The organism is Bradyrhizobium sp. STM 3557 (assembly GCF_045571465.1).
Classification (GTDB): Bacteria; Pseudomonadota; Alphaproteobacteria; order Rhizobiales; family Xanthobacteraceae; genus Bradyrhizobium.
In genome coordinates, this window is record NZ_CP120697.1 from 393080 (window position 1) to 411579 (window position 18500).

Genomic DNA, 18500 nt, shown 5'->3' on the forward strand with positions numbered 1-18500 from the left:
ATGTAACGATGTGAATGCTGGATGTGATCGTCATTGCGAGGAGCGACGCGACGAAGCAATCCAGTCGTTCCTTGGTTCTGGATTGCTTCGCGGAGCCTGTCATCGGGCCGCGCGTTCGCGCGGACCCGTTGGCTCGCAATGACGGAAACGAAGTCATTTCTTCTTCCCCGGAGGGAGGCCGAGGCCGGGCAGCATCGGCTTGCCGGAGAGGCCAGTGAGGCCCGGCAGATTGGGTAGCCCGCCGCGCAGCCCTGCTGGTAGGTCTTTCGGCAGGTTCGGCAAGCCGCCGGCCCCGCCGGGCATCTTCTCGGCCATCGCCTTCATCTGCTCGGGCGAAGGCATGCCGCCGCCGAACCCCATCGCCTGCGCGATGCCGGCGAGCGGGCCACGCTTGCCGGAGCCCATCATCTTCATCACATCGGCCATGTTCCGGTGCATCTTGAGCAGCTTGTTGACGTGCTCGACGCTCTGGCCGGACCCTGCGGCGATGCGCTTCTTGCGGCTGGCCTTCAGAATGTCGGGATGCTTGCGCTCCTCGCGCGTCATCGAATCGATGATCGCGACCTGGCGCTTGATGATCTTGTCGTCGATCCCGGCCGCCGCGATCTGGTTCTTCATCTTGGCAATGCCCGGCATCATCCCCATCAGCCCGCTGATGCCACCCATCTGCGACATCTGCTGCAGCTGCTCGCGCATGTCGTTGAGGTCGAACTGACCCTTGCGCATCTTCTCGGCGGCGCGCGCGGCCTTTTCGGCGTCGATGTTCGCCGCCGCCTTCTCGACCAGCGAGACGATGTCGCCCATGCCAAGGATGCGGCCGGCGATGCGCGAGGGATGAAAGTCTTCCAGCGCATCGGTCTTCTCGCCGGTGCCGATCAGCTTGATCGGCTTGCCGGTCACCGCGCGCATCGACAAGGCCGCGCCGCCGCGGCCGTCGCCGTCCACCCGCGTCAGCACGATGCCGGTGAGGCCGACGCGGCTGTCAAAGGCGCGGGCGAGATTGACGGCATCTTGGCCGGTCAGGGCGTCCGCGACCAGCAGCACCTCGTGCGGGCTCGCGACCGTTTTGATCTCGGCCGCCTCGCTCATCATCTCTTCGTCGAGCGTGGTGCGGCCGGCGGTGTCGAGCAGCACGACGTCGTAGCCGCCGAGCTTGCCGGCCTCCAGCGCACGCCGCGCGATCTGCGCCGGCTTCTGGCCTGCGACGATCGGCAAGGTCGGAATGTCGAGGTCGCGGCCGAGCACGGCGAGCTGCTCCATGGCCGCCGGACGGTAGACGTCGAGCGAGGCCATCAGCACCTTGCGCTTGTCCCGCTGGGTCATGCGGCGGGCGAGCTTCGCGGTGGTCGTCGTCTTACCGGAGCCCTGCAGGCCGACCATCATGATCGGCACAGGGGGCACCGAATTGAGGTCGATGGTCTGGCCTTCGGCGCCGAGCGTGTTGACCAACTCGTCATGGACGATCTTGACCACCATCTGGCCGGGAGTGACCGACTTGACGACGGTGGCGCCGATCGCCTGCTCGCGCACGCGCTCGGTGAAGCTCCTGACGACTTCCAGCGCGACGTCGGCCTCGAGCAGCGCCCGGCGCACCTCGCGCATCGCGGCATCGACGTCGGCCTCCGACAGGGAGCCACGTCCCGTCAGCCGATCGAGAATACCGCCAAGCCTTTCCGACAGATTGTCGAACACTTGTTTCGTCCTTTGTCCTGCGCGACGCAGGCGCTTGAATTTGTGCGCCGTCATCACCCGCGAAGGCGGGTGATCCAGTATTCCGAGACAGCACGGTTCGATCCGAAGCGCTGCGGCGTACTGGATGCCCCGCCTGCGCGGGGCATGACGACCATGTAAGACCCGGCAGACCCGCCGAAACCCGATCGTCCAAACACGTTTGCGCCCGAGGGCGCACAGCGCTGTCGGGCGTTGACCTCCGGCCTCGAGGACCGGTCGGTGGCTCGAAAAGATCACACTTTCCGATAAATCGGGGTGCCTTAAACCCCTCTGGCGGCCAAAAGTCAAGGAAACTTGGATCAAGCGCCCGTTGCCGGACCGCCGGCGCCCTCCTACCTGTCTGCAGCACCTCACCTTTTGCGCTTCCCCCGAGGACTCCATTGGCACGCCGTTCCAAGACCTATTCCGGTCCCGTCACCGATCACTTCAACGGCCGGCACTTTTTCGATCCCGATGGCGTTCCGCCCAAATCCGTCCGCCATATCCTGCGCTGGCAGTTCGGGGGCGAGCGCAAGCGTTCGGTCTGGCCGGAATGGGCGCCGAGCCCCCATGCCGATACGCCGCCGGAGCGGGTCGATGGCAGCCGCGCGCGGCTGTCGTTCGTCGGCCATGCCAGCTGGCTGATCCAGACCGGCGGGCTGAATATCCTGGTCGATCCGGTCTGGTCGGAGCGGGTGTCGCCCTTCAGCTTTGCCGGACCGAAGCGCCACAACGATCCCGGCATCGCCTTCGATGCGCTGCCCAGGATCGATGCCGTGCTGGTGTCGCACGGCCATTACGACCATCTCGATATCAGGACACTGTCGAAGCTGACCGCGCGGTTTGCGCCGCGCGTCGTCACGCCGCTCGGCAATGATCTCACGATGCTTGAGAAGGATTCGAAAATCCGCGCCGAGGCGTTCGACTGGCACGATCGGGTCGAGCTGAGCAGTGAGATCGCAGTGACCCTCGTGCCGACGCGGCACTGGTCGGCGCGCGGCCTGTTCGATCGCAACACGGCGCTCTGGGCAAGCTTCGTGCTGGAGACCCCGGCGGGCAAGATCTACATCGTCTGCGACTCCGGCTACGGCACGGGCAAGCATTTCCGCCGCGTCGCCGAGGCGCATGGTCCGATCAGGCTCGCGATCCTGCCGATCGGCGCCTATGAGCCACGCTGGTTCATGCAGGATCAGCACATGAACCCGCAGGATGCGGTCCAGGCGCTGGCCGATTGCGGGGCCGAGATGGCGCTGGCGCATCATCACGGCACGTTCCAGCTTACTGACGAGGCGATCGATGCGCCGGCGCTTGCGCTTGGCGAAGCGCTCGACGCGGCCGGTGTCGCGCGGGAGAAGTTCGCCGTGCTGAAGCCGGGGCAGGTGGTGGAGATTTAATCAGGTCGCGAGATCTGAAGATTTAAACAAGTGTCGTCCCGGGCAAGCGCCCCTTGGCGCGCAGACCCGGGACCCATAAACACCGCCATCAATGATTGCAAAGGCTGGAGCTCCAGCTCGCTCACCAATTTCGACCTGTGAGTATGGGTCCCGGCGCAAGGCCGGGACGACACTGAACTTGTAGCGGCAGGTACGGGTCCCACTACCGGCGACTGCAATAGTCTGAGGCCAAATTACTGCCCCGACTTGATGCCCCAGATGACGCTCACCGTGACTGATAGCTGCTCCTCGCCTTGCGCGACGGGCGTCGGCGTGGCTGCCGCCATCGGCGCTGCCAGGGTCTTGACGCGGAACATCGGGGCCGGCGTGCCGTTCTCGGAAATGCTCAAGGGAGAGCCGAGCGTGACGCCGGCCGCCTTGGCATAGATCTCGGCCTTGCGGCGGGCATCGGCGACTGCTTTCTCGCGGGCCTGGTCGAGCAGCTTCGACGGCTCGGCCACCGTGAAATAGATATTGCCGACGTCGTTGGCGCCGGCGCCGACCAGCGCGTCGATCACGCCGGCCACCTTGCTGACGTCGTGGAGCTTGATGGTGACGCGGTTGGTGGCGCGATAGCCGACCACGGTCTGCTGCCCCGGCCGATTCGGTGCGTATTGCGGCTGCAGCGACAGGCGCGAGGTCTGGTAGTCCTTGTCCTCGACATTGGCGTTCTTCAGCCCCTGCAGCACCTTGGCCATTGCAGCGTTGTTCGCCTCTGCCGCCTCGCGCGCAGTCTTGGCATCGGACGCGACACCGGCATCGATCATGGCGAGATCGGGCGGCGCCGAGACGCTGGCTTCGCCCGAGACCGCGATCGCCGGCGGCCATTCGGGTTGCGGCGTCTGCGCCAGGGCAGGCGCCACCAACGCGGCGGCAAGCGCGATGCCAAGGGAGATAAGACGAATCATCGCGCTCACTTCAGCGGCACATAGACGTTGATGACGAGCTTGTCCTCGGCGGTCTTCAACGGATCGGTCATGTATTCCTCCATGAAGGTGTCCTTGGCCTCCAGCTTCTGCTCATCGAGATGGTTGGTGATCGCCTCGTAGGTGTTGTCCATGTTGTCGTAGGAGCCGCGATGAACGAACTTCAGCGCCTTGCCCTCGGGCGACTGGCCGATGCTGATGCCCTTAGCCAGGTTCTTCGGCTCCTGGTCGATCGGGATCTCCGCCAGGAAGGTGAAGCCGGTGTCGTCGGTCGAGGTGTACACGATCATGCCGTTGCCCGCGGGCTTGACGCCCTGCTTGTCGAGCAAGGTGGAGAGCGCCTTGAACGAATCGACCAGCGTGTCGAAGGCATTGTCCCAATTGGCACTGCCCTTGGCGATGATGACCTTCTTCGGCGTGAGCGTGACCTCTTCGCCGAAGGCGTCCGCACTCTGCACGTTGGGCGAGGGGGCCGGCGCCTGCGCCGCGGCGGGCGGCGATGGCGTGGCTGACGGCGCAGGGGTGGCACTGGCCGCCGGAGCAGGGCTTGCGGCTGGCGCTGGCGCGCTCGATGCCCCGGGCGTGGGCGTTCCGCTCGGCGCGGGTGACGGCGTGGCCGCAGGAGCCGGCGATGCCGACGGCGATTGCGCCTGGACGGCCGCCATGCCAAGCCACAGCGCGGCCGAGGTCGCAGCCAAAAGGCGGAAAGTGCGGAATTTCATGCAATTATTCTCCAGGGCCGTGCGTCGTTGCCCGGTTCGTGCCGGCGAATGCCTGGTTCCTAACATGCCCCGCCGCGCGGCGTCCCATGACAGATGTGTCATGTCGCTCTGCGGTGATGGCTGGTCAATGCGTCGCCGTTGGCCATATAAGACGGACACAATTTGGATATTTTCATGAGCGCGCTCGCCAACCACGCCTTCGCAAAGATGAACGGCATCGGCAATGAAATCGTCGTCCTCGACCTGCGTGATTCCAAGCATGTCGTGACGGCGGAGGAGGCGCGCGCGGTGGCATCCCAGGTGCCTTACGACCAGCTGATGGTGCTGCAGCCGCCACGCTATGATGGCACCGAGGCGTTCATCCGTATCTACAACAATGATGGCTCGGAGGCCGGCGCCTGCGGCAACGGCATGCGCTGCGTGGTGCGGCGCCTGTTCGAACAGACCGGGCAACAGACGGCGACATTCGAAACCCGCGCCGGCCTTCTGAACTGCTGGCAGGGACCGGCGGCCGATCTGTACACCGTCGACATGGGGGCGCCGAAGTTCGGCTGGCAGGACATTCCGCTGGCAGAGGAGTTTCGCGACACCCGCTATATCGAGCTGCAGATCGGGCCGATCGACAAGCCGATCCTGCATTCGCCCTCGGTCGTCAGCATGGGCAATCCGCACGCGGTGTTCTGGGTCGACGATGACGTCAATGCCTATGATCTCGAACGATTCGGCCCGCTCCTGGAAAACCATCCGATCTTTCCCGAGCGCGCCAACATCACGCTCGCCCATATCGTGGGCCGCGATCACATCGTCATCCGGACCTGGGAGCGCGGCGCGGGTCTCACCAAGGCCTGCGGCTCGGCGGCCTGCGCCACCGCGGTGGCCGCGGCGCGGCTGAAGCGCGCCGACCGGACCGTTCGCATCACGTTGCCGGGCGGCGACCTCGGGATCGAATGGCGCGAGCGCGACGATCACGTGCTGATGACGGGGACGGCGACGTTCGAATACGAAGGCAGGTTCGATCCGTCGCTGTTTGCCAGCGTCGCATGAGCGTCGATGTCGTCACCTTCGGCTGCCGCCTCAACGCCTTCGAATCCGAGCTGATCGCGCGCGAGGCCAATGCAGCCGGCCTCTCTGATGCCATCGTCATCAACAGCTGCGCCGTCACCAATGAGGCGGTGGCACAGGCGCGGCAATCGATCCGCAAGCTGAAGCGCGAGCGCCCCGACGCGCGCATCATCGTCACCGGCTGCGCCGCACAGACGCAAAGTGACATGTTCGCTGCGATGCCCGAGGTGGACCGTGTGCTTGGCAATGACGACAAGCTGCGTGGCGATGCCTGGCGCGCGACGCTTGCGGCGTTCGATCTCGATAGGTCAGAGAAGATCGCGGTCTCCGACATCATGGCAGTGACCGAGATGGCGCCGCATCTGGTTGGTGGCTTTCAGCGCGGCCTGCCGCGCGTCTTCGTCCAGGTGCAGAATGGCTGCGACCATCGCTGCACTTTCTGCATCATTCCGTTCGGCCGCGGCAATTCGCGCTCGGTGCCGATGGGCGCGGTGGTCGACCAGGTCCGCACGCTCGTGGAGCGTGGCCATGCCGAGATCGTGCTGACCGGCGTCGACCTGACGAGCTATGGCGGCGATCTGCCGGGCAGGCCAAAACTTGGAAAGCTAGTGCAGCAGATCCTCAAGCACGTGCCGGAGCTCACGCGCCTGCGCATCTCTTCGATCGATTCGATCGAGGTCGACCGCGATCTGCTCGATGCGATCGCGGACGATGCGCGGCTGATGCCGCATCTGCATCTGTCGCTGCAATCAGGCGATGATCTGATTTTAAAGCGCATGAAGCGGCGGCATCTGCGCCAGGATGCGATCGACTTCTGCGCGCAGGTGCGGCGGCTGCGGCCGGACACCGCGCTCGGCGCCGATCTGATCGCGGGCTTCCCGACCGAGACGGAAGAGATGTTCACGCGTTCGCTCGATCTGGTCGAGGAATGCGGCCTCACTTTCCTGCACGTGTTTCCCTATTCGGCGCGCCCCGGCACGCCCGCCGCGCGCATGCCGCAGGTCGATGGTGCTGTCGCTCGCGAGCGCGCGCGGCGCTTGCGTGCAGCAGGCGAGGCCGCGCTGCGCAAGCGATTGGATGCAGAGGTCGGTGCTGCGCGTGACGTGCTGATCGAGAGCGAGACGCAGGGACGCACGGAGCATTATTTGCCGGTGGCGGTCAGCGGGGAGGCGACAGGCGCGGTGCGGCGGCAGAGCATTGCAGGTCATGATGGGACGCGGCTGTTAGCCGAGCCCCCACTGTCATCGCCCGCGCAGGCGGGCGATCCAGTACGCCGCAGCCTCTCGGTCAATCGCTGACGGCAGTGTTTACTGGATCATCCGCCTTCGCGGATGATGACAGCGGAATGTGGAGTGACAGCATCGCGTCTCATCTGTCGCCGGAGTGTCCCACTCACTCCCCGTTCCACCCGCATGCCCGCAGCCGTTCATGCATATGCACCGGCGCGGGCGCCACCACCTGCACCGGCGGCTTGTTCTTCGACAGCGGGATCACGATTTCGCGCGCATGAAGGTGCAGCCGTGGCTCGCCGAAGCGCGGGCCATTGCCATAGATGTCATCACCGACGATCGGCCACCCCATTGCGGATGCGTGAACACGCAGTTGATGGGTGCGGCCGGTCACCGGTTCCATGGCGAGCCAAGTGAGCCGCGTTGTTGAACTGCCTTTGGCGGCGTCCATGGCGTCCGGTGCAACGTGCGCTCCCTGTCCGGGAGGGGAGCAGGAGCGCCCGATTACCCGCCATTTCGTAACTGCGGGCTGGCCCTCCGGATCCGGCTTCTGCCACCAGCCGCGCTCGGCGTTGCGGCGGCCGAGCGGTAGCTCGATGATGCCTTCGTCGGCCTCGGGGCCGCCCTCGACAACGGCCCAATAGGTCTTCGAAATCTTGCCGTGCTTGAATAACAGCCCGAGCGAGGCGGTGGCTTTGCGGTGGCGGCCGAGCACCAGACAGCCGGAGGTTTCCTTGTCGAGCCGGTGAGCCAGCACCGGCGGCCGCGGCAGCCCGAAGCGCAGCGCGTCGAACGAGGCCTCCAGGTTGGGGCCGCCCTTGGGGCCCTTGTGCACGGGAATGCCGGCCGGCTTGTCGATCACCAGCATCAACCCGTCGCGATGGAGCACACGCGCCAGGATCTCGTCGTCGGTTGGCTGGTTGATATCCATATCGCTGGTCAAGGCTTTCGTTTGCGGGTTGAAACGGCTAACACCACCGCATGAATGATACCACCTCCGAAACACCCAAGCTGAGCTGGTGGCGCCGGCTGTCGGCCGGGTTGAAGCGCACCTCCGGCGCGCTCGGCACGGCGGTCGCCGATCTCGTCACCAAGCGCAAGCTTGATCGCGCTATGCTCGAGGATATCGAGGATGTGCTGCTCCGCGCCGATCTCGGAACCAGCGTGGCTGCTAGAATCGCGGAGGCCGTAGGCGCCGGTCGTTACGACAAAGCTATCAGCGCCGACGAGGTCAAGGACGTGGTTGCGACCGAGGTTGAGAAGGTGCTGGCGCCGGTGGCGAAACCGCTCGACATCGATGCTGCGCGACAGCCGTTTGTCATTCTGGTGGTCGGCGTCAACGGTTCCGGCAAGACCACGACCATCGGCAAGCTCGCGGCGAGCTTTGCGGCCGAAGGGCGCAAGGTGATGCTTGCCGCGGGTGATACGTTCCGCGCCGCGGCCATCGAGCAGCTCAAGGTGTGGGGCGAACGCACCAAGGCGCCCGTCATCGCGGGCGCGCAGGGGTCGGATGCCGCAAGCCTTGCCTTCACCGCGATGACCTCGGCCAAGGAGCAGGGCCGCGACGTCCTTCTGATCGATACCGCAGGCCGGTTGCAGAACAAGGCCGAGCTGATGAACGAGCTGGAGAAGGTGGTGCGTGTCATCCGCAAGGTCGACGCCACGGCGCCGCATGCGGTGCTGCTCGTGCTCGACGCCACGGTGGGACAAAATGCGCTGTCGCAGGTCGAGGCGTTTCATCGTACGGCTGGCGTCACGGGCCTCGTGATGACCAAGCTCGACGGCACGGCGCGCGGCGGCATCCTGGTGGCGCTGGCGGAGAAGTTCAAGCTGCCGGTGCACTTCATCGGGGTGGGCGAGGGCGTCGATGATCTCTCTCCGTTCGCGGCCAAGGACTTTGCCAAAGCGATCGCGGGAATCGAAAGCTAAATTCCGCTTGTCACTGCCGGCGTCGGCAGGCATCCAAGGCGCGCTTCGCACGCAGACGCGAATCTGAGACGACTGATCACCCGGCCTCGCCGGTGAGGACCGGAACAGGACACCGCATGGACAAGACCCAGCCGCATCCGCTGTTCAAGCTTGCGACCGAACTCGGTCCGCTGCTCGTGTTCTTCGTGGTGAACGCCAAGGTCAATCTGTTCGCGGCGACCGGTGCCTTCATGGTCGCGATCGTCGCGGCGCTGATCGCGTCCTATATGGTGACGCGACACGTGCCGCTCATGGCACTGGTGACCTGTGTCATCGTGCTGGTGTTCGGCACGCTGACGCTGGTCTTGCACGACGAGACCTTCATCAAGATCAAGCCGACCATCATCTACGCCCTGTTCGCAGGCGTGCTCGGCGGCGGACTGCTGTTCGGTCGATCGTTCATCGCGATCATGTTCGACCAGATGTTCAATCTGACGCCGACCGGCTGGCGCATCCTCACCTTTCGCTGGGCGATGTTCTTTGCCTGCATGGCGGTGCTGAACGAGATCGTCTGGCGTACCCAGAGCACCAATTTCTGGGTCGGCTTCAAGGCGATCGGCGTGACCTCACTGACCGCGTTGTTTGCCATCGCGCAGATGCCGCTGATCAAGCGCTATCACATCGACCCCGTGTCGCTCGAGGAGAGCGAGGCGGAAGCCGGTGATGTGAGCAAGGGGTGACGTCCCGACGTCATTGCGAGGAGCGTAGGCGACGAAGCAATCCCGACTTCCTTGCCGTCGCTGGATTGCTTCCGCCGTCGCCCGTCGGGCTATGGCGCACAAGTCGCTTCGCTCGCAATGACGGTGAGCTTAGCCGCCCGCCTTCAGCGCCTTGTCGATCGCGGGTTTCAGCACGCTGTTGACGTTCTCAGGCGTGATCGGGCCGACCAGCTTGTAGGCGATGGTGCCGTCGCGCCCGACGACGAAGGTCTCGGGCACGCCATAGACGCCCCATTCGATTCCGGCGCGGCCGTTGCTGTCGACGCCGACCACGCCATAGGGATTGCCGTAGCGGCCGAGGAAGCGCCGTGCATTGTCGGCCGCATCCTTGTAGTTGATGCCGACGATCTGGAAGCGCTTGTCCTTGCCGAGCTCGACGAGCAGCGGCGCCTCGTCGTGGCACGGCACGCACCAGGATGCCCAGACATTGACGACGCTGACCTTGCCCTTGAATGCGGCGGGATCGAGCCCCGGAACCGGCGCGCCATCATTGGCGAGCCCCTCGAGCGGCGGCAGCTGTATCTGCGGCGCCGGATGGCCAATCAGCGCGGACGGAATTCGCGAGGGATCGCCGCTGCCGAGCCGAAGCCAGAACAGCACCGCCAGCCCCATGAAGACGACCAGCGGCAGCAGCATGAGGAGCGGGCGACGGCGCGACACCGCGGCCGGTTCTGAGATCTCGCTCATCGGATGTCCGTGGCGGAACGGCGCGGAGCGCCGGCTGATCCCGCTCTGTTCGAGCGCGCGCAGCCGTTCCTTCTGGGCGCGGTAGTCGAGCGCGATCCAGCCGATCAGGAGTACGACCACCAACAACACGGCGAGGTAGGAGGTCGCAATGAAGGATGTGTAGGGGCCGAGGTCCAGACCGATATTCATGGTGCTTACGCGGCTCCGATGATCTGGGTCGACGCGCCGGTGCCGGCGGTGACCTCGCTGGCATGGGCACGGGCCTGCTGCATCTGCAGGCTGCGCACGCGCCGGCGCAAAATCTCGTTGCGCATCGCCGCGACATGCAGCGTCACGAATAGGAACGAGAACCCGATCGCCATCGCCAGCAGCGGAATCAGGAAAGCCTTGTCGAGGGTCGAGCCGCCCATTCGCATCACGGAGGCCGGCTGGTGCAGCGTGTTCCACCAGTCGACCGAGAACTTGATGATCGGCAGGTTGATGGCTCCGACCAGGGTGAGCACGGCGGCGGCCCGGGCGGCGCGTGAGGGGTCCTCGACCGCGCGCCACAGCGCGATCAGGCCGAGATACATCAGGAACAGGATCAGCACCGAAGTCAGCCGGGCATCCCACTCCCAATAGGTTCCCCACATCGGGCGGCCCCACAGCGAGCCGGTGACCAGCGCCAGGAAGGTGAAGGAGGCGCCGATCGGGGCGGCGGCCTTGGCCGCGACGTCCGCGAGCGGGTGCCGCCACACGAGGGTGCCAAGCGAGGCGACGCTCATGATCCCCCAGACGAACATCGACAGCCAGGCGTTCGGAACATGGATGAACATGATCTTGACGGTGGCGCCCTGCTGGTAATCGTCAGGCGCGGTCGCCGAGAGGTAAAGCCCGGCCGCGAGCAGAACGACCGTGACCGCCGCCAGCCACGGCAACAGCCGGGCTGCCAGTGTCAGGAACCGTGAGGGGTTGGCAAGATCGAGAAGGGCCATTGGCACCTAGTTAGAGGCGGAAAGGGTTGCACGCAATCAACATAGAAACGCTCTAGCAGAGTTGATCGTGATCAAACCGTGAAAGTCCGGGCTAGTCGAGGCCATGCCGTAGGCTCGCCGCAGCTGCGAACGGGCCGATGACCAGGCTGATCAGCGAGAGAGCGCACAGGATCGAGAACGGACCGCCGAACGAGAGCGGACCCGAGATCGCGGCCTGCGAGGCGGCAACGCCGAAGATCAGCACGGGAATCGACAGCGGCAGCACCAGCACGGCGAGCAGCAGGCCGCCGCGATGCAAGGTCACCGCGAGCCCGGCCCCGATCATGCCGATGAAGGTGAGCGCCGGCGTGCCGGCGAGCAGGGTCAGCGCAATGGCGCCCGTTGCGGTGACATCGAGGTTCAGTAGCAGGCCGAGCACCGGCGTTGCGACGACCAGCGGCAGCCCGGCGGCGAGCCAATGCGCAACAGCCTTGGCGGCGCAGGCGAGCTCCAGCGGCGTGCGGCTCATCGCGATGAGGTCGAGCGACCCGTCCTCATGATCCGATGTGAACAGGCGATCGAGGGTGAGCAAGCTGGCGAGCAGGGCACCGAGCCAGAGGATCGCAGGGCCAAGTCTCGTCAGGAGCGCAAGGTCAGGGCCGACCGCGAACGGCATCAGCACGACGACGGTGAGGAAGAACAGCACGCCGATCAGCGCGCCGCCGCCGACGCGCAGCGCGATTCTGACGTCGCGGCGGATCAGGGCACCAAGCGCGGTCATGGGAGGGCCTCGTTGAGCCTCGCCTTACCCGCTTCGAAGTCGCAAACTTGGAGACGGTAGTCTCGCCGTAGACTCGGTGCGCTCCCTCCCCCCTCATGGGGTAGGGTTGGGGAGGGGGGTAGCCCAGGAACAGGTGCCTCTTTGGCAAGCAGGATCTTTGTCAAGCCGATAGGACTTGCCGTGAGGCACCCCCCTCCCTGTCCCTCCCCCACAAGGGGGGAGGGAACGGAGAGAGCTGAGCCCGTGGCGCTTGGCGAACCAGAGGCCAATGGGAAACGAAGAGGCATCACCCCACACTCCCGATTCGCAGCTCGCGTGAATCGATGCCGAGGGGGCCGTGGGTCGCGGCGATGATCAGTCCGCCAGATCTGAGGTGATCGCGCATCAGCCCTGCGAACATCGCCTGGCCTGCAACGTCGAGCGCGGTGGTCGGCTCGTCCAACAGCCAGAGCGGCCGGGGCACCGCGAGCAGGCGGGCCACCGATAGCCGCCGCCGCTGGCCGGCCGAGAGCGTGGCCGCAGGCAGCTCGATGGCATGGCCGAGCCCGACTGCGGCCAGGCAGTCTGCGAGCGCGCGCCCCTTGCCGCCGCCGAGGAAGTCGGTCCAGAACGACAGGTTCTCTGCGACGCTGAGCGCTGGCTTGAGGGCGTCGCGATGGCCGAGATAATGCGCCTGCTCGGCGACCGTCATTTCAGCCTCGCCGCCCTCGAGCGAGATCACGCCAGCGGCCGGCATCAGCAGGCCCGCGATCAGCCGCAGCAGCGAGGTCTTGCCGGCACCGTTGCGGCCCGTCACCGCCAGCGCCTCGCCTGCATCGGCCTGGAAGTTCAGCCCGGCAAACACCTCCCGCTCGCCGCGCACGCATCTGACATCGATTCCTGAGAGCTTCATGCGCGCCGCATCGCCTGTCGTCACAGCCCTTCGAAAATGATGGCTACCGCGTGAGAATTTGTGGGTGATGCCACGTCGCGGCTTGCTTGTCGCTGTGGCGGGCTGGTTAGAAAGCTTCTATAAGCCGGAGCTTGATGCAGCACACAATACCCCCCGCTGCAAGCCATCCGGCGCTTTGCGCTGACGGTCCTTAAGTACCCCCTCAGGGTATAACGATCAATTGGGATTTCCACGCATGACCTCGCTCGACAGCTTCAAGAGCCGCAAGACCCTCAAGGTCGGTACCAAGAGTTACATCTATTACAGCCTCGCCGCCGCAGAGAAGAACGGTCTGAAGGACATCTCCAAGCTGCCGTACTCGATGAAGGTGCTGCTCGAGAACCTGTTGCGCAATGAAGACGGCCGCAGCGTCAAGAAGGAAGACATCCTCGCCGTTGCCAAATGGCTGAAGAAGAAGACGCTGGAGCACGAGATCGCCTTCCGCCCGGCGCGGGTGCTGATGCAGGACTTCACCGGCGTACCGGCGGTGGTCGATCTCGCCGCCATGCGCAACGCGATGCAGAAGCTCGGCGGCGATGCCGAGAAGATCAACCCGCTGGTGCCGGTGGATCTCGTTATCGACCACAGCGTGATCGTCAACTTCTTCGGTGACAACAAGGCGTTCTCCAAGAACGTCGCCGAGGAATACAAGCAGAACCAGGAGCGTTACGAATTCCTGAAATGGGGCCAGAAGGCGTTCTCGAACTTCTCGGTGGTGCCGCCCGGCACCGGCATTTGCCACCAGGTCAATCTCGAATATCTGGCGCAGACGGTCTGGACCAAGAAGGAGAAGATGACGGTCGGCCGCACCAAGGGGACCTTCGAGGTCGCCTATCCGGACTCGCTGGTCGGCACCGACTCCCACACCACGATGGTGAATGGCCTCGCCGTGCTCGGCTGGGGTGTCGGCGGCATTGAGGCGGAAGCCTGCATGCTTGGCCAGCCGCTGTCGATGCTGCTGCCCGACGTGGTCGGTTTCAAGCTGACGGGCAAGCTCAAGGAGGGCGTCACCGCCACCGACCTCGTGCTCACCGTCACCCAGATGCTGCGCAAGCTTGGCGTGGTCGGCAAATTCGTCGAGTTCTTCGGCCCCGGTCTCGACTATCTCTCCGTCGCCGACAAGGCGACCATCGGCAACATGGCTCCCGAATACGGCGCGACCTGCGGCTTCTTCCCGGTCGATGCCGCCACCATCGATTACCTCAAGGTCTCCGGCCGCAAGGCGGCGCGCGTCGCGCTGGTGGAGGCCTATGCCAAGGCGCAGGGGCTGTTCCGCACCGCCAAGTCGCCCGATCCGGTGTTCACCCAGACCCTCTCGCTCGATCTCGGCGACGTGGTGCCGTCGATGGCCGGTCCGAAGCGCCCCGAAGGCCGCATCGCGCTGCCGTCGGTTGCCGAAGGTTTCTCGACCGCGCTGGCCGGTGAGTACAAGAAGAGCAATGCCGCCGAGCGTTTCCCGGTCGAGAACCACAAGTTCGATCTCGGCCATGGCGACGTGGTGATCGCAGCGATCACCTCCTGCACCAACACCTCCAACCCGAGCGTGCTGATCGGCGCCGGCCTGCTCGCCCGCAATGCCGCCGCCAAGGGACTCAAGGCAAAGCCCTGGGTGAAGACCTCCCTCGCCCCGGGCAGCCAGGTGGTCGCCGAATATCTCGCCAATTCCGGCTTGCAGAAGGACCTCGATAAGGTCGGCTTCAATCTGGTCGGCTTCGGCTGCACCACCTGCATCGGCAATTCCGGCCCGCTGCAGGAGGATATCTCGAAGGCGATCAACGATAATGGCATCGTCGCCGCCGCGGTGCTCTCCGGCAACCGCAACTTCGAAGGCCGTGTCTCGCCGGACGTGCAGGCCAACTATCTCGCCTCGCCGCCGCTGGTGGTGGCCTATGCGCTCGCCGGCACCGTGACCAAGGATCTCGCGGCCGAGCCGATCGGCAACGGCAAGGACGGCAAGCCGGTGTACCTGAAGGACATCTGGCCGACCACCAAGGAGATCAACGACTTCATGAAGAAGTACGTGAAGGCGTCGATCTTCAAGAAGCGCTATGGCGACGTGTTCAAGGGCGACACCAACTGGCGCAAGATCAAGACGGTCGAGAGCGAGACCTACCGCTGGAACATGAGCTCGACCTACGTGCAGAACCCGCCTTATTTCGAAGGCATGAAGAAGGAGCCGGAGCCGATTACGGACATCGTCGATGCCCGCGTGCTGGCGCTGTTCGGGGACAAGATCACCACCGACCACATCTCGCCGGCCGGCTCGATCAAGCTGACCTCGCCCGCCGGAAAATTCCTCAGTGAGCACCAGGTCCGTCCCGCCGACTTCAACCAGTACGGTACACGGCGCGGTAACCATGAGATCATGATGCGCGGCACATTCGCCAACATCCGCATCAAGAATTTCATGCTCAAGGGCGCCGACGGCAACATCCCCGAGGGCGGCCTGACCAAGCACTGGCCGGATGGCGAGCAGATGTCGATCTACGACGCCGCCATGAAATACCAGGAAGAGAAGGTGCCGCTCGTGGTGTTCGCCGGCGCCGAATACGGCAACGGCTCCTCGCGCGACTGGGCCGCCAAGGGTACCAGGCTGCTCGGCGTCCGCGCGGTGATCTGCCAGAGCTTCGAGCGCATTCATCGCTCCAACCTGGTCGGCATGGGCGTGCTGCCACTCACTTTCGAGGAGGGGACCTCGTGGTCCTCGCTTGGGCTGAAGGGTGATGAGAAGGTCACGATCCGCGGCCTGGAGGGCGACCTCAAGCCGCGGCAGCAGCTTACCGCCGAGATCGTCTCATCAGATGGTGCAGTGCAGCGGGTACCACTGCTCTGCCGCATCGATACGATGGACGAGCTCGACTACTACCGAAACGGCGGTATCCTCCATTACGTGCTGCGCAAGCTCGCGGCCTGACGGTTGCTGCGACAGATTAACTCACCTCGAAGTGAGTAGCGGGTGATGAAGAAGGCGGCCTATGACAAGGCCGCCTTCTTTGCGTTCGGTGCAGGATCGGACCTACGGGCAATTACGGAAATCGTTAACGCGGCACGGTTCGACGCCCAGTAGCTCAGGTATGATAGCGATGATGGCCTTTACCAGGATTGCGCGATGGTCAGGTGCGGCTCTGGGTGCTTGTGCGATTATTGCCGTCATACGTCCCGCCCATGCCGAGCCGAAAGCGGTGGTCGAGCTTTTCACCTCGCAGGGCTGTTCGTCCTGCCCGCCGGCCGACAAGCTGCTCGGCGATCTCGCCAAGGACCCCTCGGTGATCGCGCTCTCGATGCCGATCGATTACTGGGACTATCTGGGGTGGAAGGACACGCTGGCCGACTCGCGCTTCTCTGCCCGGCAGCGTGCCTATTCGCGGATGCGCGGTGATCGCGAGGTCTATACGCCCCAGGCCGTGATCAATGGCGAGGTGCATGTGATCGGCAGCGACCGCGAGGCGATCGAGACTGCGATCGAGAGCACCGGGCGCGGCCCTGGCGTCATGTCGGTGCCTGTGCAGATGGCGGTCGATGGTCGTCAACTGACCGTCTCGGTGGCGGCCGCCGACGAGCATACGCCGCGCAAGCGCGGCGAGGTCTGGCTCTGCTCGATCTCTCACGCCGTGCCGATCTCGATCGGCCGTGGCGAGAACCAGGGCCGCGAGCTCACCTACTACAATGTGGTGCGCAATCTGACCAAGATCGGCGATTGGAACGGTACCTCCGGAAGCTGGACAGTGCCGCTCGACAACATCGCCCACGAGGGGATCGACGCTGCCGCGGTTTACGTCCAGGACGGCAGCCGCGATCGGCCCGGACCGATGCTCGGCGCCGCCTATACCTCGCTGAACTGACCGTAGCTTTCGGCTCAATCTAAGCTTTGTCAGGCGCCACGAGCGGGATTGCTGCGTGCGTGCAATGGGCGCCCTGCGGCCGATGGTAGCGCAATCTTGAAACTGCGCCTGAAAACGCAAAAGGACCAACTTTCGTTGGCCCTTCGTCTCAGAGGTTTGTGAATAGGCCCGATCCCGACGGCCCCGGGGGGCTGGGGGCTGAGGAATCCGGAGCTGAAAGGACCGGGCCAACGCACGCTGCCCTTATGATTGGCTACAGGGGCGTGCGATGGGCGGAAGTGGGGCGTCATTATGATCCGGCTAACGATCCCGTGACGTCACAGACGCGGGCGATAACCGGCGCTGCTGCGACGAGGAACCGCCGCAGTGGCCAGGCGCCCCCTTGCAGGGACTGCTGGATGGCGCGATCATGTCACGGTGATGACAGGAGACGCGCGATGAACCTCGTCCCGGAGGATGCCGATCCCAGCGAGAACCGCGCGGCGGCCCGAAGCGCCGCCGCAGCAAGTCCAGCGAACCGCGTGACGTTCAATCGTATCGAGCTCAACCGCATCCTGAATCTCTACGGTCGCATGGTCGCCGACGGGGAGTGGCGCGACTATTCGATCGATTTTCTGCGTGACCGCGCCGTGTTCTCGGTGTTCCGCCGGGCCTCCGAGGTGCCGCTTTATCGCATCGAGAAAGACCCGCGGCTGGCGCGCAAGCAGGGCATGTACAGCGTCATCTCGGCGACCGGCCTGATCCTGCGCCGCGGACATGAGCTGGAGCGCGTGCTGCTGGTGCTCGCCCCCAAGCCGGCGCTGGTGTGACGTGACGCAATTCTGCCGCCATTCCGCGCCGTTGTCCTAACGTCGTGATTCCGGGGGCGGCTCGAAGAGCCAAACCCGGAATCTCGCAGTGATGGATCGAGATCTTACCAGTTCGAGATTCCCGGTTCGACGCTGGCGCGTCGCCCCGGGGATGGACGTCGCTCGGCTGGGCGCAATCGCCGTTACTTGGTCGGCAGCGTCGTCGCGCCCTCGCCGAGCGGAACCTGCATCATCACAGTGTCGAGCCAGCGGCCAAATTTGAGACCGACACTCGGGTGGGTGCCGATCATCTGGAAACCGCATTTGGTGTGCAGGCCGACCGAGGCCGCATTGGCGGAATCGCCGATCACCGCGATCATCTGGCGGAAGCCGCGCGCCGTGCAGGCTTCGATCAGCTCCTGCATCAGTCTCAAGCCGATGCCGCGACGGTGGCTGATGGGGTCGAGATAGACCGAATTCTCCACCGTGAAGCGGTAGGCCGGCCGCGGCCGGTACGGCCCGGCATAGGCATAGCCGGCAATGCGGCCATCGAGCAGGGCGACGAAATAGGGGAAGCCACCGTCGCTCAAGCTGCGGAAGCGCCGCGTCATCTCGGCAAGGTCAGGCGGATCGAGCTCGAAGGTCGCGGTGCCCTCGCGCACCGCCTGCGCATAGATCGCGGTGATGGCGGGGAGGTCGGATTCTTGGGTGGGGCGTATTTCGACGGCAGACATGGCCGAGAGAGTATT

General features: G+C 64.9%; 17 protein-coding genes and 1 pseudogene. 8 read left to right on the forward strand and 10 right to left on the reverse strand.

The window, feature by feature from the left end; all coding sequences use genetic code 11:
* Window positions 1-153 precede the first annotated feature (153 nt).
* Window positions 154-1692, reverse strand: coding sequence for a signal recognition particle protein (ffh, locus tag P6U24_RS01825; protein WP_407157517.1), 1539 nt, complete (start codon window positions 1690-1692; stop codon window positions 154-156).
* 419 nt (window positions 1693-2111) lie between these two features.
* Between ffh and P6U24_RS01830 the strand changes: the two genes are divergently transcribed.
* Window positions 2112-3104 (forward strand): MBL fold metallo-hydrolase, encoded by a 993-nt coding sequence (locus tag P6U24_RS01830; protein ID WP_407157518.1) that lies wholly within the window; start codon window positions 2112-2114, stop codon window positions 3102-3104.
* Window positions 3105-3337: 233 nt separating this feature from the next.
* Here the strand turns inward: P6U24_RS01830 and P6U24_RS01835 are convergent, their stop codons facing one another.
* Both P6U24_RS01835 and P6U24_RS01840 read right to left on the reverse strand, forming a co-directional pair.
* Window positions 3338-4051 carry an SIMPL domain-containing protein gene (locus P6U24_RS01835; RefSeq protein ID WP_407157519.1) on the reverse strand — a complete coding sequence of 238 codons (714 nt, stop codon included), beginning with the start codon at window positions 4049-4051 and terminating at the stop codon, window positions 3338-3340.
* A gap of 5 nt (window positions 4052-4056) precedes the next feature.
* Window positions 4057-4791 (reverse strand): GyrI-like domain-containing protein, encoded by a 735-nt coding sequence (locus P6U24_RS01840; RefSeq protein ID WP_407157520.1) that lies wholly within the window; start codon window positions 4789-4791, stop codon window positions 4057-4059.
* 174 nt (window positions 4792-4965) lie between these two features.
* Between P6U24_RS01840 and dapF the strand changes: the two genes are divergently transcribed.
* Together dapF and mtaB are read left to right on the forward strand one after the other, a co-directional pair.
* Window positions 4966-5835: a diaminopimelate epimerase gene (dapF, locus tag P6U24_RS01845; RefSeq protein ID WP_407157521.1), complete on the forward strand. Its 870-nt coding sequence runs from the start codon at window positions 4966-4968 to the stop codon at window positions 5833-5835.
* A complete protein-coding gene (gene mtaB, locus P6U24_RS01850; protein WP_407157522.1) occupies window positions 5832-7151 on the forward strand; it encodes a tRNA (N(6)-L-threonylcarbamoyladenosine(37)-C(2))-methylthiotransferase MtaB in 1320 nt (439 codons plus the stop codon). The genes dapF and mtaB overlap by 4 nt, the downstream gene beginning before the upstream one ends.
* A 94-nt stretch (window positions 7152-7245) precedes the next feature.
* On the opposite strand, the gene P6U24_RS01855 is transcribed toward mtaB, so the two are convergent.
* Window positions 7246-8013 (reverse strand): RluA family pseudouridine synthase, encoded by a 768-nt coding sequence (locus P6U24_RS01855; protein WP_407160735.1) that lies wholly within the window; start codon window positions 8011-8013, stop codon window positions 7246-7248.
* Window positions 8014-8063: 50 nt separating this feature from the next.
* Here P6U24_RS01855 and ftsY point away from each other — a divergent pair, with 50 nt between their 5' ends.
* Together ftsY and P6U24_RS01865 are read left to right on the forward strand one after the other, a co-directional pair.
* Window positions 8064-9011, forward strand: coding sequence for a signal recognition particle-docking protein FtsY (gene ftsY / locus P6U24_RS01860; protein ID WP_407157523.1), 948 nt, complete (start codon window positions 8064-8066; stop codon window positions 9009-9011).
* A 116-nt stretch (window positions 9012-9127) separates the two neighbouring features.
* Complete coding sequence (locus P6U24_RS01865; protein ID WP_407157524.1) at window positions 9128-9730, forward strand: septation protein A; 603 nt, start codon at window positions 9128-9130, stop codon at window positions 9728-9730.
* 129 nt (window positions 9731-9859) lie between these two features.
* Here the strand turns inward: P6U24_RS01865 and P6U24_RS01870 are convergent, their stop codons facing one another.
* The 5 genes and pseudogenes from P6U24_RS01870 to ccmA form a co-directional block, all read right to left on the reverse strand.
* On the reverse strand, window positions 9860-10456 hold the full coding sequence (locus tag P6U24_RS01870) for a DsbE family thiol:disulfide interchange protein (protein ID WP_407160736.1): 597 nt from the start codon (window positions 10454-10456) through the stop codon (window positions 9860-9862).
* Window positions 10457-10555: 99 nt separating this feature from the next.
* Window positions 10556-10645, reverse strand: a pseudogene (locus tag P6U24_RS01875) (hypothetical protein); the annotation flags it as partial.
* Window positions 10646-10650: 5 nt separating this feature from the next.
* Window positions 10651-11430 (reverse strand): heme ABC transporter permease, encoded by a 780-nt coding sequence (locus P6U24_RS01880; RefSeq protein ID WP_407157525.1) that lies wholly within the window; start codon window positions 11428-11430, stop codon window positions 10651-10653.
* A 91-nt stretch (window positions 11431-11521) separates the two neighbouring features.
* Window positions 11522-12190: a heme exporter protein CcmB gene (ccmB, locus tag P6U24_RS01885; RefSeq protein ID WP_407157526.1), complete on the reverse strand. Its 669-nt coding sequence runs from the start codon at window positions 12188-12190 to the stop codon at window positions 11522-11524.
* A gap of 286 nt (window positions 12191-12476) precedes the next feature.
* Window positions 12477-13082, reverse strand: coding sequence for a heme ABC exporter ATP-binding protein CcmA (gene ccmA, locus P6U24_RS01890; RefSeq protein ID WP_407157527.1), 606 nt, complete (start codon window positions 13080-13082; stop codon window positions 12477-12479).
* Between the two features lie 235 nt (window positions 13083-13317).
* Between ccmA and acnA the strand changes: the two genes are divergently transcribed.
* The 3 genes from acnA (at window position 13318) to P6U24_RS01905 (ending at window position 17772) form a co-directional block, all read left to right on the forward strand.
* The gene (acnA, locus tag P6U24_RS01895; protein ID WP_407157528.1) at window positions 13318-16035 is read left to right on the forward strand and encodes an aconitate hydratase AcnA; all 2718 of its coding nucleotides are present in this window, start codon (window positions 13318-13320) and stop codon (window positions 16033-16035) included.
* Window positions 16036-16195: 160 nt separating this feature from the next.
* On the forward strand, window positions 16196-16963 hold the full coding sequence (locus P6U24_RS01900; protein ID WP_407157529.1) for a DUF1223 domain-containing protein: 768 nt from the start codon (window positions 16196-16198) through the stop codon (window positions 16961-16963).
* Between the two features lie 437 nt (window positions 16964-17400).
* A complete protein-coding gene (locus tag P6U24_RS01905; RefSeq protein WP_407157530.1) occupies window positions 17401-17772 on the forward strand; it encodes a DUF2794 domain-containing protein in 372 nt (123 codons plus the stop codon).
* A gap of 182 nt (window positions 17773-17954) precedes the next feature.
* Here P6U24_RS01905 and P6U24_RS01910 read toward each other — a convergent pair whose 3' ends face one another.
* Entirely contained in the window at window positions 17955-18485 is a 531-nt protein-coding gene (locus tag P6U24_RS01910; protein WP_407157531.1) for a GNAT family N-acetyltransferase, read from the reverse strand.
* Between the last annotated feature and the right edge of the window lie 15 nt (window positions 18486-18500).